We start from the raw sequence: 14,283 nt of genomic DNA on the forward strand, positions 1-14,283 counted from the left end.
GGTTCAAGCTTGGCCCATCAAGTGAAATGCAGGTGAATGATTGTGAAAACCGTAATGCTAACTTATCCGCAAACCTTACAATCGGCTGAACTGACTACACATCCCCAAGTGCTGGCGATCGGTCAATTTGACGGGCTGCATCTCGGACATGCAAGTGTCATTCTATCCGCAGTTCGCATTGCAAGGGAATCGGGCATGAAATCGGCTGTCATGACTTTCCATCCACACCCGAAGGAAGTAATGCGTAAAGGGGATTACGAAGGTTATCTCACCCCTCTCAGGGACAAAGAAGAGATTCTGGCTGGCATGGGAGTTGATATACTCTATGTAGTCGAGTTCAATGAATCATTTTCACAGCTCTCGCCAGAGCAATTTGTTCACGAACTGTTACTTCCTCTTCAGACACGTACAGCTGTTGTTGGATTTGATTTCCGCTTTGGTCACAAAGGTGCAGGGGACGAGCAAATGCTTCGTACGCTGGGTGATGGAGAAATGACGGTAGAGACGGTTTCTCCGTTTCTGCTTGGCGGGGAGAAAGTAAGCAGTTCCTTGATTCGTGCTTTATTGAAACGTGGGGAGATGGATGAGGCAAGTCAGTGGCTTGGACGCCCCTATAGTGTCAGAGGTACTGTTATTCACGGAGAGAAACGGGGACGAACCATCGGTTTTCCTACCGCCAATCTCGAACTTGTCGACCACTATGTTACCCCAGCCAAAGGTGTATACGCCGTGCGAGTTAATGTCGGGGATCAAGAACTGGCAGGTGTGATGAACCTGGGTGTCAAACCGACCTTTCACGAGAATGGAATGAGACCGACATACGAAGTGCATCTGCTTGATTTTGATGGTCAAATTTATGATCAGGAGCTGAAAGTAGAACTGGTGCATTACATTCGAAACGAACGAAAATTCGATTCCATTGACGCTTTGATTGCTCAGATTCGTGAAGATGCACTCACCGCTGCTCGCTTGCTTTCCTAAAAATCTTTCATAAGATTCATGTTTACATTTACTTTGTTCGGGCAACTATGGTATAATGTACTACGTTGTCGAATGAGATGACACTAACCTTAGCTTGGTTACACGCTCTCACCGGCGGTGACGAGGCTAACGGCGATTATAATGAAGGAGGTGAATAGGATGGCATTGACTCAAGAACGTAAACAACAACTGATCGACGAGCACAAAACTCATGAGTCCGATACTGGATCACCTGAGGTGCAAGTTGCTATCCTTACGGAAAACATCAGAAGTTTGACAGACCACTTGCGTACGCATAAGAAAGACCACCACTCACGTCGTGGACTTTTGAAAATGGTAGGTCAACGTCGTAAGCTTTTGGCTTACGTGAAAAACAAAGATGTTAAACGTTACAGCGCACTGATCGAAAAACTCGGATTGCGTCGTTAATTATCGTACATGTTTTCAAAATCAACCTGGCTGTTATCCGCCGTTCTTTTGTCTAAAAGGACAAGCGGAGCTTACAGCCGGGTTGTTTTGTAGATGAACATGTTGCCATATATTTGTAGCTGAGGGCTCCGCGAGGAGCTTTTGTTTTGCAAGTCAGCCTGCACTCCGTCCGACTCAAGCTAATGAATGCTGGACAAGCAGGAAATACTGTAAGTATGCAGAATCCATTGTGATAGGAACGAATTAAAGGAGGGATTTCATGGAACAACGTGTTGAAATGCAGCTTGGTGGAAGAAAACTTACGCTTGAAACCGGGCGTTTGGCCAAGCAGGCAAATGCTGCTGTTAAAGTAACATACGGAGATACGGTAGTGTTGTGTACTGTGACAGCATCCAGTGAGCCGAAAGATTTGGACTTTTTCCCACTGACAGTAAACTATGAAGAAAGATTGTACGCTGTAGGTAAAATCCCGGGTGGATTTATCAAGCGTGAAGGCAGACCATCCGAGAAAGCGATTCTGGCAAGCCGTCTGACGGACCGCCCGATTCGTCCATTGTTCCCGGAAGGTTTCCGTAATGATGTGCAAGTTCTGAATATTGTTATGAGTGTGGATCAGGACTGTGAACCACAAATTGCAGCAATGATTGGTACTTCAGCAGCACTTAGCATTTCAGATGTACCTTTTAGCGGACCAATCGGTGGCGTAAAAGTGGGTCGCATTGATGGCGAGTTCATTATTAACCCAACCATTGCGCAGCTTGAAATTAGTGAACTTGAACTGGTGGTTGCAGGAACTAAAGATGCGATCATGATGGTTGAAGCTGAAGCGAATGAATTGCCAGAAGAAGTGATGCTTGAAGCAATCATGTTTGGTCACGACGAAATCAAGAACATTGTGGCTGTTATTGAGCAGCTCGTTCAAGTTGCTGGCAAAGAAAAGATGGCTGTGAAGCTGCATGCAGTTAATGCTGATGTGAACAGCAGTGTACGTGATTTTGCAAGTGCACGATTGGTGGAAGCTGTTAAAATTGCTGAGAAACATGCACGTCAGGATGCGATTGATGTCGTGAATGACGAAACGGTTGCTCACTTTGAAGAGAAATACATCGAATCACCTGAATTGCTTAAAGACGTGAAAGAAGTGTTGCACGATATCGTCAAAGAAGAAGTGCGCCGTCTGATCACTCATGATAAAGTTCGTCCGGATGGACGCGGTCTGGCCGAGATTCGTGCAATTGAATGTGATACTTCCCTGCTGCCGCGTACACATGGTTCAGGTCTGTTCACACGTGGGCAAACACAAGCACTGAGCATCTGTACACTAGGTGCACTGGGTGATGTTCAAATTCTGGATGGTATCAGTCTGGAAGAAACAAAACGTTTCATGCATCATTATAATTTCCCTCCGTTCAGCGTAGGTGAAGCTCGTCCGCTTCGTGCGCCAGGACGCCGTGAAATTGGACATGGTGCGCTTGGTGAGCGTGCGTTGTCCAAAGTCATTCCTTCTGAAACGGACTTCCCATACACGATTCGTTTGGTGTCCGAAGTGTTAGAATCCAACGGTTCTACGTCCCAGGCAAGTATCTGTGCAAGTACACTTGCTATGATGGACGCAGGTGTACCAATCAAAGCTCCGGTAGCTGGCGTGGCGATGGGTCTGATCAAAGATGGAGAGCATGTGTCTATTCTGAGTGATATTCAAGGTATGGAAGATCACTTGGGCGACATGGACTTCAAAGTTGCGGGAACACCTGAAGGCGTAACTGCTATCCAAATGGATATCAAAATTGATGGAATCGACCGTCAAATTTTGGCTGAAGCGCTGGCTCAAGCGAAAGAAGGTCGTATGCACATTTTGGGTAAAATGACCGAAGTGATGAAAACACCTCGTGAGCAATTGTCCCAGTATGCACCTAAAATTACGACTATGCATATCAATCCGGATAAAATCCGTGATGTTATTGGTGCTGGTGGTAAAATCATCAATAAAATCATCGAAGAAACTGGTGTTAAAATTGATATCGAGCAGGATGGACGTGTCTTTATCGCTTCTTCCAACCAGGAGATGAATGATAAAGCGAAAGCGATCATCGAAGGCATTGTACGCGAAGTGCTGGTTGGCGAAATCTATGTCGGCAAAGTAAAACGCGTTGAGAAATTCGGTGCATTCGTTGAAGTGCTTCCAAACAAAGAAGGTCTGGTTCACATCTCTCAATTGTCTACTGAGCGTGTAGCGAAAGTAGAAGATGTTGTGGCGATCGGTGATTCCATCACAGTAAAAGTAACCGAGATTGACCCGCAAGGCCGGATCAACTTGTCCCGTAAAGCTGTACTAACAGCGGAAGCACCTGCGCAATCCTAGGCAGCTGACGATTGAATAACATATGCATGATTGAATGAAGAGACAGAATGCGAATTTCTGGCTCTTTTTTTAACGTTAAAATTAGAATGTGGTTATTCATTAATCAGGGCTTTTAATCATATTCCTGCCCTTGTCCTCATATGATGGGGACAAAGACGGCAGGAGGATGGAGCTGTGAGAAACCAATCCAAAAAACTGGCGGTTGTTCTCGCGGGTATGGCATCGGTCATGCTAATCGGACAAGTCGACAGTGTACGTACATACATTACGGAGATCCGTGATGGTCCCGGCACACAGAATGCATTTGATATGTTTAAGGAAGCTACCGGAGAAGAATCGTTGTTATCCGCGATTAAGGATAAGGCAGCCGAGACACGAATTGCACCGGTGAATGCGAGAGTTGATCGAGTATGGAAAGCAATCCCGGGGTATAATGGGCTGGAGATTGATGTGGAAGCAACCTACCGAAAGGCACTAGGTGGCACGCTGAATACCAAAATTCCGTATGTTTATCGCCAGATTGAACCTGAGATTCAGTTAAAAGATCTGGGAGCACATCCGATTTATCGAGGCAATGCGAGTAAACCGATGGTTTCTTTTATGATCAATGTCGCATGGGGGAATGAATTTCTCATTCCCATGCTGGACACGCTTGATGCTGAGAAGGTGAAAGCTACTTTTTTTCTGGATGGTAGCTGGCTGAGCAAAAACGCCGAACTCGCCAAGGAAATTCAGAAGCGTGGACATGAGCTGTCTAATCATGCGTATTCACACCCGAATATGAGTCGTTTGAGTACGGAGAGAGCAAGACTGGAGATAAGCAAAACCCAGGAATTGCTGCAGCAAACGCTTGGTGTAGAAAATCGCTGGTTTGCACCGCCCTCGGGTGATTTTAATCAAAAAACGGTGGATATCGCGACATCCATGGGTTTACAAACCGTCCTGTGGACGCTAGATACGGTGGACTGGCGCAAACCAAGCCCGGACTCCATCATTGCCAAAATTGCGAATAAAACGGAGGCGGGTTCATTAATTCTAATGCATCCTACAGCTTCCTCTGCGGGTGCGCTGAAAGGCATGATTAATTCCATTCACGCCAAGGGATTGTCGCTTGGAACGGTAAGTGAGACGTTGTCTTCCGAACGGGCGGATGGGCATGCGGTTGAGTGAACGCCGTTTTTTTGTTAATATCAAAAAGTTGGAACTAATGTCTATCTCAATCTTCGAAGATTGGGGTCAGGGCAATTATAGAGATGTAGGAGGGCCAACCGTGAAAAAAATTCAGCTGGGCAATGGCCTCAGAGTAGTGATGGAACAAATCCCGACCTGTCGTTCCGTATCGTTCGGAATATGGGTCAAAACAGGTTCGCGTAATGAGCAGCTCGAAAATAACGGGGTATCCCATTTTATTGAACATATGCTTTTTAAGGGAACAGATCGTTTCGATGCCAAAGCCATTGCGGAGCAGTTTGACGCTATCGGCGGTAATGTGAATGCATTTACCTCCAAGGAATATACCTGTTATTATGCGAAAGTGCTGGATGAACATCTGCCGATCGCGGTCGATGTATTGTCCGATATGTTTTTTCGCTCGAAAATGGACGATGGTGAACTGGCTAAAGAAAAAAACGTGATTCTGGAAGAAATCTCAATGTACGAGGATACGCCTGACGATATGGTTCATGATTTGATGGCTTTGGCTGCATATGGAGAACACCCGCTTGCTTATCCAATCCTCGGCACAGAAGAACGTCTTAAAGCGATGGATTCCAGTCATTTGCGTGCATACATGAAGGAACATTACACGATCGAGAACACAGTGATCAGCATTGCGGGCAATATAGATGACAGTGTAATTGATCTGATGGAGAAACACTTTGGTGGGTTTGACGTCAAAGGGGTAACGGAAGAAGTGAACATGCCGGCATTCCAAAGCGGACAACTCTTCCATAAAAAGAAAACGGAGCAGAATCACATCTGTATCTCGTTCCCAGGCTGTAAAATTGGAGATCCGCTTCAATTTGCCATGGTTGTTCTTAACAATGCGATTGGTGGGGGAATGAGCTCCAGACTATTCCAGGAAATTCGTGAAAAGCGCGGACTCGCCTATTCCGTATATTCCTATCATAGTTCGCATGCAGACAGCGGTCTATTTACAATCTATGCGGGTACAGCTCCGAAACAGACGAAGGAAGTATTGGAGCTGACCAAAGAAGTGCTTCGCGACCTGGCTGTAAATGGTTTATCTGAGGATGAACTGCGTAAAGGCAAAGAACAACTGAAAGGCAGTTTAATTCTGAGTCTGGAGAGCACGGGCAGCCGAATGAACCGACTTGGGAAAAACGAATTGATGCTTGGCAGACATCATACACTTGATGAGATGATTGTCAAAATTGAGCAAGTAACGATGCATGATATTAATGCTGTGCTTGATCTGATGTTTGCAGAGCCGTTTGCACTTGCTATGGTAGGTGCTTCAGACAAGACGATTGCGGGATTGAGAAGGGATGATTTAGTTGCATTACGTTCAGATAAAGAAACTACCAGGTAACGAAGATATTAAACTACCGCAAAAAATGTCCGAGCTGGCTGCTGGATTTGATGTTGTGGCCGCATTAGAAGAAGAGGTTGTACTGCAGCCGGGTCAGCGCACGTTGATCCCGACTGGGCTTGCAATGGCCATGCCAGCTGGGCTGGAAGCTCAAATTCGACCACGTAGCGGGCTGGCATTCAAACACGGTATTACCTGTCTGAATACTCCGGGCACGATTGATGCCGATTATCGCGGAGAGGTGAAAGTGCTGCTCATTAATTTGGGACAAGAACCATTTACGATTGTGCGCGGAGAACGCATCGCCCAGATCGTGTTCCAGACAGTTCCTGTCATCGAATTGACTGAAGTGGAAGAACTTTCAGAGACCGTACGAGGCGATGGTGGATTTGGTCATACGGGTAAGTAACGTGTGTTATATCTCCTTTGTCCGGAAGTGCTTAGTTTAAATAACATCTGGATACATCGTGTATCATAGCCGTCCTTCACAGGGCGGCTTTTTTTGTGTTGAACATGAGTTCATTTATTGTTTTCACCCCCCTGTAGGCTGCTGCATACGATAAGGCATACATGTGGTGAAAGGAGTGACGTCCCGATGCTGACCGGAGTCCGGATTGTTGTTCTGGGCGGAGATGCGAGGCAGCTTGAAGTCATTCAAAAGTGCGCCGAGCTGGATGCAGCGGTAAGTGTGGTAGGCTTCGATCAACTGGAGCAAGTTATTCCGGGTATTGAACACCGCGAACTTGAGGATGATGTATTTGCTTCTGCAGATGTGCTGGTACTGCCAGTCGTGAGTTGTGATGATCAAGGGAAGGTTGGATCTTCGTTCAGTAGTGATGCTATTGTTCTGAAAAAGGAACATATGGCTGCTTTGCCAGAGCACTGCACCGTGTTTACGGGCATGGCTAAGCCATTTTTGCGTGAACTTTGCCAGGAGAACGGCCTACGGCTTGTTGAAGTGCTTGATCGTGATGACATTGCACTGTACAACTCGATTCCGACAGCTGAGGGAGCCATCGCCATTGCAATTAAAGAGACGGATTTTACGATTCACGGGTCAGAATGCATCGTGCTTGGCATCGGCCGAACAGGGTTTACGCTAGCTAAAACTCTGCAGGGGCTTGGGGCCAATGTACGGGTGGGAATCCGTAGAAATGAAGATGTTGCCCGCGCAACAATCATGGGCTGGAAGCCTTTCATGACAACGGATTTAGCCGCTCAAACCGGGGAAGTTGACTTGCTTTTTAATACGATACCGACTATGATAATCACAGCACAAATCCTGTCCAGAATGCCTCAGAAAGCAGTCATTATCGACCTTGCATCCGCTCCTGGCGGCTGTGATTTCAGATATGCCGACAAACGCGGCATTAAGGCACTGCTCGCACCAGGCCTCCCCGGCATCGTTGCTCCCAAAACGGCTGGCGGCATTATTGCCGACGCGTTAATCCGTTTGCTTTTGGAAGAACAGAACGCACGGGAGGTTAAATCATGAACTGGCAGGGTAAAACGGTAGGATACGCAATTACGGGGTCTCATTGTACGTTTGAAGAGGTTATGCCGGTCATTAGCCGCTTTGTGTCCGAAGGCGCGAACGTCATTCCGATTATTTCGAACTCGGTACTCACGACAGATACTCGTTTCGGCACGGCCCAGAATTGGCAAAAACAATTGAAAGATATAACGGGTAATGATATTATCTCTACAATTGTTGAGGCAGAGCCTCTAGGGCCCTCCAAGCTTCTTGACGTGCTGGTTATTGCACCATGCACAGGAAATACAACGAGCAAGCTGGCTAATGCAATGACCGACAGTCCGGTGCTAATGGCTGCGAAAGCGCAGATGCGTAATCAGCGTCCGCTTGTGCTGGCGATATCGACGAATGACGGTCTTGGTTTGAATGCAGCAAATATTGCAAAATTACTTGTGGCCAAATATTTGTATTTTGTACCATTTGGTCAAGATGATCCAATGAAAAAACCAAATTCGTTAGTTGCCAAAATGGAACTGATTCCGGAAGCTTGCTGGAGTGCACTCGAAGGCAAACAGCTGCAGCCGATGATTGTGGAGCGCACTCCACAGGCATAAGAATCAGAACCAGGGCAATAACGTTTATACGCTTGGAGAAATGAAGAAGGGTTCGAGAGACAAAGAAAATCATGGGGGACGATAGCTGGATTACATGGCTACCTCTACCACGTTCCTGTTCATAAGGGCATTCCTGCTTGCAAAGGATTATCATGCAGCAAGCAGGAGAGGTGTATTTACAATACATGTCTCATCATGCCGTATACATTGCTGAGATTATCGCATCGGAACGCTCCCAAGGGTTATGCATTTGTTGATTTGACCCGTGTCCAGTCTTCTTGCGTACACAAATGGAGGAATAAAGATGCGTATTATGGTACAAAAATTCGGAGGTACGTCGCTCTCCACCGTTCAAGCGAGAGAGCATGTACTCCGGCATGTTAAACGTGAGCTTGAAGCAGGACTAAACCTGGTTATTGTGGTATCAGCCATGGGTCGCCGCGGTGAACCTTATGCAACGGATACGCTCTTGGACTGGGCTGCGCAGAACGGAAATGCATTATCTGCTCGCGAAAAGGATTTACTGCTGTGCTGTGGTGAAATCATCTCTGCAACAACGCTCAGTAGTTTGCTTGAACATGAAGGCATTCCAACTTCAGTGCTGACCGGCGCACAAGCGGGTTTTGTGACGGACGACAATTTCGGGAATGCCCGGATATTGGATGTCCGTCCTGTTCGTGTGCTGGAACAGCTTCAGTTGGGGCGTGTCGTTATCGTAACCGGATTCCAGGGACAGACGGAAAAAGGCGATTTCACTACACTCGGCCGCGGGGGCAGTGATACATCTGCAACAGCGCTGGGTGCAGCATTGCGCGCGGAGATGGTGGATATCTATACGGACGTAAACGGCATTTTGACGGCTGATCCTCGGATCGTTGAAGATGCACGTCCGCTGACCGTAGTTAGTTATGCGGAGATCTGCAATATGGCTCATCATGGGGCCAAGGTCATTCATCCGCGAGCGGTTGAAATCGCAATGCAGTCCCAAATACCGGTAAGGGTAAGATCTACTTTTGCAGATACAGAAGGCACACTTGTTACTCATCCGGAAGGATTCCAGGATGTACAGACAGGTATTATTGACCGTTATGTAACCGGTATTGCTTATGTGAGCAATGTTACGCAAATTACAGTAGATGTTCCCGGCGGAACGGATCGTCTGCAATTGAAAGTATTTAAAACGATGGCTGAAAACTCAATCAGCGTTGATTTTATTAATGTTACCCCCTCAGGAGTTGTCTATACCGTGTTTGATAGTGATTCCGAGAAGGCTATACGTGTATTGCAGGAGATTGGTCTCAAGCCTCAAAGCTTGTCTGGCTGTGCCAAAGTATCCGTCATTGGCGGGGGAATTAACGGTGTGCCCGGAATTATGGCTCGCATTGTAGAGTCTTTGACCCTCGCAGACATTCAGATCCTGCAATCGGCAGATTCCAATACAACGATCTGGGTGCTTGTCAAAAAAGAAGATATGGTTCAGGCTCTGAGGGCGCTTCACGCCTCATTTGAACTTCACTTATAAATATCGAAGTTAGCGGAGCCGGACCTGTTTTGAGGGAGGAAATCGAAGTGGACTTTGGAAGATTGATTACAGCAATGGTGACTCCGTTCAATGCACAGGGAGAGATTCATTGGGAGGAAACCGCACGTCTCATCGATTATCTGATCGTTGATCAAAAGTCCGAGACTCTCGTGGTCTCTGGAACAACAGGGGAGTCGCCGACACTTAGTGATACGGAGAAAGTTCAATTATTCGAATTTGCAGTGAAACATGCGGCTGGACGGTGCAAGATTATTGCCGGAACAGGTAGCAACAACACGGCGCATTCCATCCATCTTACTCAGGAAGCTGAGCGTGTCGGGGCGGACGGTGTATTATTGGTAGTTCCATATTACAATAAGCCTAGCCAAGAAGGTATGTACAAACACTTTGAAGCCATTGCTGCAGCTACCACGCTGCCAGTGATGCTCTACAATGTGCCTGGGCGTACTGTCGCGAATCTGTCTGCCACAACCACGTTAAAACTCGCACAAATTCCGAATATCGTGGCTACCAAAGAGTGTGCTTCTATGGAACAGGTTACCTTAATTGCTACGGGTGCACCGGAACATTTCAGAGTGTATTCCGGAGATGATGCAGCAGGGCTGCCGGCTATTGCTGTTGGGGCTCATGGCATCGTGAGTGTGGCGAGTCATGTGGTAGGCGCGGAGATGAAAAAAATGATCGAAGCCTTTTACGGTGGTGATCCTCTTCAAGCTACACGAATCCATCAGAAGCTCTTCCCGCTCTTCAAAGGGTTGTTTGAGTGTCCGGAGCCTTTGCCAAACCCGGTAGCGGTAAAATATGCGCTAACCTTGCGTGGTTTGAACGTAGGTTCAGTGCGTTTGCCTCTGATTCCGCCAACGTTAGATGAGCAGGATTACATTGAAAATTTGCTTCAACTGTAAATAACAGTTAGATTCTACACTGGTTTATTAATGATAAGCATGAACGCTTTGTTTAAGGAAAGAACTGCACCTCTAAGGTTGAGGCTGCGGTTCTTTTTTTTGCCAGTGTTGTAAGGTTTCTTTTTTGATAGGTAAGGGAAACCTACAGGTTAACGAGAGAGTGACTTGTTTTTTCTGTTTTTAATCATGTATAATGATGTCAAGTGACTGGGTGCGGTATTTTTTTGAAATTGAAAGCGACATCGTTTCGATGGTGTGGCTTTGCTGTGAAAAAGGAAGGAACGGCTAAGAGGCACAATTCAGATCCAACCTGTTGGTGATGGGAATAACTTCGAAGAACTTCTTCCAAATATCGTGAATAAAGGTGTTCTTTTACATTCGCTCCTGATTCATAGGTGTGTAATGTTTGAACTACTTTTCTTAACTTACAATAAATAATAAGGTACGACGTCCAACTACCATAGGAGGTTCAGATTCATTTGTCTAAGAAAAATAATAATAATAACGAAAAGCTGATGATTTTTGCATTGGGCGGCGTAGGCGAGATTGGTAAAAATATGTATGTTATCCAATACGCGAACGACATTGTTGTCGTAGACGCTGGTCTTAAATTCCCGGAAGAAGACATGCTAGGTATTGATATTGTCATCCCTGACATTTCGTACTTGACTGAGAACCGTGATAAAGTAAGAGGCATTATTTTGACTCACGGACACGAGGATCATATCGGTGGTTTACCATATGTTCTCAAGCACTTGAACGTACCTGTATACGGAACTAGGCTTACACTTGGTCTAGTAGAGAACAAGCTGAAGGAAGCTAATTTGCTGGGTGATACGAAACGTATTCTCATCAATGCAGATTCGGAGATCGAACTGGGTTCGACGCTGAAAGCATCATTCTTTGCTACTAACCATAGTATTCCGGATTCCGTTGGGGTATGTGTTGAAACACCGGAAGGTGCAGTTGTACACACGGGTGACTTCAAGTTTGATCATACGCCAGTGAATGGTCAATATGCAGATCTTCAACGTATGGCACAGATCGGAACGAACGGCGTACTCGCGTTGTTGTCTGACAGTACCAATGCGGAGAAACCTGGATTCACACCATCGGAGAAAAATGTAGGTATCGTGCTGGAAGATATTTTCCGCAAAGCAAGCCAACGTGTCGTTGTCGCAACGTTTGCTTCCAACGTACACCGCATTCAACAGGTTATCAATGCAGCAGAGGTAACTGGACGTAAAGTAGCAGTTATCGGACGCAGCATGGTAAACGTTGTAGGTATTGCTTCGGAACTGGGTTACCTGGAAATTCCGGACGGTATGATCATTGAACCGGAAGAAGTAGGCAAAATGGCGGCAGATCGTGTGGTCATTCTGTGCACAGGTAGCCAAGGCGAGCCAATGTCAGCATTGACACGTATGGCACGCTCTACGCACCGTAAAGTGGATATCCTTCCTGGAGATACGGTCATCATTGCGGCAACACCTGTACCAGGTAATGAGAAGTATGTAGGCCGTACAATTGATGAACTGTTCCGTTTGGGAGCCAATGTGCATTACAGTGGCGCTAACAGCGGTGTTCACGTATCTGGTCACGGTAGTCAGGAAGAATTGAAGCTCATGCTCAACCTGATGAAACCGAAATACTTCCTCCCAATTCACGGTGAATTCCGGATGCAACGTCGTCACGCGGTTCTTGCTGAATCCGTAGGCATCGACCCGGACAACATCTTCATCACAGATATCGGTGAAGTTGTGGAGATTCAAGGTGGAGCAGCACGCAAAGCAGGTAAAGTTACTGCTGGTAATGTGTTGATTGACGGCCTGGGTGTAGGTGACGTAGGTAACATTGTACTGCGTGATCGTAAGCTTTTGTCACAGGATGGTATTCTTGTTGTTGTGGTAACACTCAGCAAGCAGGATGGTAAAATCGTTTCTGGTCCGGACATCATCTCCCGCGGATTCGTGTATGTACGTGAATCGGAAGGACTTCTCGATGAGGCTAACCGTATCGTTAGTAGCACATTGCAGAAGTTGATGAGCGAAAATGTGAATGAGTGGGCTTCACTCAAAACAAATGTTAAAGATGCATTAGGACGTTTCCTATATGAGCAAACTCGTCGCAGACCGATGATTTTGCCAATCATTATGGAAGTTTAAAATAAGGTTAGTGAAAAACATATAGGCAGGCACACAGTCGCCCCTTCTCTACGAGTAATATTGGACGGTTCCTCGTAGAGAAGGGGCTTTTTTTGTTTTTTCAAGGGAATTAGAAGTTCTTCATGCTGAATGATGGAAAGATTGTTCAGGAAAGTATAAGCTTGTTGGCAGATTCCCCATACTAAGGAAAGATCAAACCATTACATCTTTCAGGAGAAGGGGACAGCATTAATGAATGAGCAGATGAATGACAAGCAAATACCAAGGTCCAATCAACCGGAGACAGAGGCTCCCGAGATTCCAATCCAGGAGGAAAAGCACATTTCTCCAGTCACGGAGTCGATTCAGCAGTTCGGACAAACACAGTCACCAGCCAGTGAATCGAACATTTTTTGTATGACCATTATCGGTCAGGTGGAGGGACACTTGATTTTACCCCCGCAAAATAAAACAACGAAGTACGAACATATCATCCCGCAATTGGTAGCTGCAGAACAAAATCCGAGGATTGAAGGTATTCTGATTATTCTCAATACGGTAGGCGGTGATGTGGAAGCTGGACTCGCGATCGCTGAGATGATTGCATCCTTAAGCAAACCAACGGTAACTGTTGTTATTGGAGGAGGTCACAGTATTGGTGTGCCCATTGCGGTAGCTTCAACCTATTCCCTTATTGCAGGAAGTGCAACAATGACTATTCACCCGATTCGCATGAACGGGCTTGTTATTGGCGTACCGCAGACGTTCGAATACATGGAAAAGATGCAGGAGCGTGTTGTACGCTTTGTAACGTCCCACTCCAACATTTCCGAAGACATGTTCAAAGAACTGATGTTCAAGACAGGTGAGTTGAACAGGGACATCGGTACGGCTGTAGGAAGTGCAGACGCGGTGAAGTACGGCCTTATGGACGCTGTCGGTGGTATTGGCCAAGCGATCGCACAACTGAACAAACTTATGGGGGATAAGAGACAGACGATGCAGGCGGGAGGATATACGCAATGACAACAATGTATACCGTAATGCCCCCGGAGCAGTTATGGTCAGGAATGTGGACAGAAGTCGGAGATACGAGAGAGCTTCGAATGAACGGTTTGTTAATGCAGGTGAGACCGGTAAATGACACGGAAGCCGTTATTGTGCGTTTACTCGACTGCCCCCTTGAAGCATATCTGGATCCGGCCAATCTGCCGGGTTCTATGGTTTCGTTTTCGGGCAACACAAGTCCAACATAACGCGACGAATTCAGACAAAAGGTG

General features: G+C 46.4%; 13 protein-coding genes. All 13 read left to right on the top strand.

Annotation, left to right across the window (positions count from 1 at the left end):
- The first annotated feature begins 42 nt into the window (after positions 1 to 42).
- The 13 genes from ACUTVW_RS06015 (at position 43) to ACUTVW_RS06075 (ending at position 14,259) form a co-directional block, all read left to right on the top strand.
- Positions 43 to 981 carry a bifunctional riboflavin kinase/FAD synthetase gene (locus ACUTVW_RS06015; RefSeq protein WP_445644903.1) on the top strand — a complete coding sequence of 313 codons (939 nt, stop codon included), beginning with the start codon at positions 43 to 45 and terminating at the stop codon, positions 979 to 981.
- Positions 982 to 1,140: 159 nt separating this feature from the next.
- Positions 1,141 to 1,410 carry a 30S ribosomal protein S15 gene (rpsO, locus tag ACUTVW_RS06020; protein WP_056700672.1) on the top strand — a complete coding sequence of 90 codons (270 nt, stop codon included), beginning with the start codon at positions 1,141 to 1,143 and terminating at the stop codon, positions 1,408 to 1,410.
- A gap of 259 nt (positions 1,411 to 1,669) precedes the next feature.
- On the top strand, positions 1,670 to 3,772 hold the full coding sequence (gene pnp, locus ACUTVW_RS06025) for a polyribonucleotide nucleotidyltransferase (protein WP_445644904.1): 2,103 nt from the start codon (positions 1,670 to 1,672) through the stop codon (positions 3,770 to 3,772).
- Between the two features lie 174 nt (positions 3,773 to 3,946).
- Positions 3,947 to 4,942: a polysaccharide deacetylase family protein gene (locus ACUTVW_RS06030; RefSeq protein ID WP_445644905.1), complete on the top strand. Its 996-nt coding sequence runs from the start codon at positions 3,947 to 3,949 to the stop codon at positions 4,940 to 4,942.
- A gap of 100 nt (positions 4,943 to 5,042) precedes the next feature.
- Positions 5,043 to 6,323: a M16 family metallopeptidase gene (locus ACUTVW_RS06035; RefSeq protein WP_445644906.1), complete on the top strand. Its 1,281-nt coding sequence runs from the start codon at positions 5,043 to 5,045 to the stop codon at positions 6,321 to 6,323.
- Entirely contained in the window at positions 6,289 to 6,732 is a 444-nt protein-coding gene (dut, locus tag ACUTVW_RS06040; protein ID WP_445644907.1) for a dUTP diphosphatase, read from the top strand. Before ACUTVW_RS06035 ends, dut begins: the two co-directional genes overlap by 35 nt.
- Before the next feature lie 186 nt (positions 6,733 to 6,918).
- The gene (dpsA, locus tag ACUTVW_RS06045; protein ID WP_445644908.1) at positions 6,919 to 7,818 is read left to right on the top strand and encodes a dipicolinate synthase subunit DpsA; all 900 of its coding nucleotides are present in this window, start codon (positions 6,919 to 6,921) and stop codon (positions 7,816 to 7,818) included.
- Complete coding sequence (locus tag ACUTVW_RS06050) at positions 7,815 to 8,411, top strand: dipicolinate synthase subunit B (RefSeq protein WP_445644909.1); 597 nt, start codon at positions 7,815 to 7,817, stop codon at positions 8,409 to 8,411. The genes dpsA and ACUTVW_RS06050 overlap by 4 nt, the downstream gene beginning before the upstream one ends.
- A 304-nt stretch (positions 8,412 to 8,715) precedes the next feature.
- On the top strand, positions 8,716 to 9,933 hold the full coding sequence (dapG, locus tag ACUTVW_RS06055) for an aspartate kinase (RefSeq protein WP_445644910.1): 1,218 nt from the start codon (positions 8,716 to 8,718) through the stop codon (positions 9,931 to 9,933).
- 47 nt (positions 9,934 to 9,980) lie between these two features.
- Complete coding sequence (gene dapA, locus ACUTVW_RS06060; RefSeq protein WP_445644911.1) at positions 9,981 to 10,859, top strand: 4-hydroxy-tetrahydrodipicolinate synthase; 879 nt, start codon at positions 9,981 to 9,983, stop codon at positions 10,857 to 10,859.
- A 479-nt stretch (positions 10,860 to 11,338) separates the two neighbouring features.
- Complete coding sequence (locus tag ACUTVW_RS06065) at positions 11,339 to 13,024, top strand: ribonuclease J (RefSeq protein ID WP_445644912.1); 1,686 nt, start codon at positions 11,339 to 11,341, stop codon at positions 13,022 to 13,024.
- 231 nt (positions 13,025 to 13,255) lie between these two features.
- Positions 13,256 to 14,029 (top strand): ClpP family protease, encoded by a 774-nt coding sequence (locus tag ACUTVW_RS06070; RefSeq protein WP_434751640.1) that lies wholly within the window; start codon positions 13,256 to 13,258, stop codon positions 14,027 to 14,029.
- Positions 14,026 to 14,259 (top strand): YlzJ-like family protein, encoded by a 234-nt coding sequence (locus tag ACUTVW_RS06075; RefSeq protein WP_445644913.1) that lies wholly within the window; start codon positions 14,026 to 14,028, stop codon positions 14,257 to 14,259. The genes ACUTVW_RS06070 and ACUTVW_RS06075 overlap by 4 nt, the downstream gene beginning before the upstream one ends.
- Positions 14,260 to 14,283: the final 24 nt, after the last annotated feature.

The organism is Paenibacillus sp. TSA_86.1 (assembly GCF_052691815.1).

What these genes read in the sequence shown, in the direction of transcription:
- dapG (WP_445644910.1), top strand. Translation starts at nt 8,716, where the DNA reads ATGCGTATTATGGTACAAAAATTCGGAGGTACGTCGCTCTCCACCGTT.
- dpsA (WP_445644908.1), top strand. Translation starts at nt 6,919, where the DNA reads ATGCTGACCGGAGTCCGGATTGTTGTTCTGGGCGGAGATGCGAGGCAG.
- ACUTVW_RS06075 (WP_445644913.1), top strand. Translation starts at nt 14,026, where the DNA reads ATGACAACAATGTATACCGTAATGCCCCCGGAGCAGTTATGGTCAGGA.
- ACUTVW_RS06050 (WP_445644909.1), top strand. Translation starts at nt 7,815, where the DNA reads ATGAACTGGCAGGGTAAAACGGTAGGATACGCAATTACGGGGTCTCAT.
- ACUTVW_RS06070 (WP_434751640.1), top strand. Translation starts at nt 13,256, where the DNA reads ATGAATGAGCAGATGAATGACAAGCAAATACCAAGGTCCAATCAACCG.
- rpsO (WP_056700672.1), top strand. Translation starts at nt 1,141, where the DNA reads ATGGCATTGACTCAAGAACGTAAACAACAACTGATCGACGAGCACAAA.
- pnp (WP_445644904.1), top strand. Translation starts at nt 1,670, where the DNA reads ATGGAACAACGTGTTGAAATGCAGCTTGGTGGAAGAAAACTTACGCTT.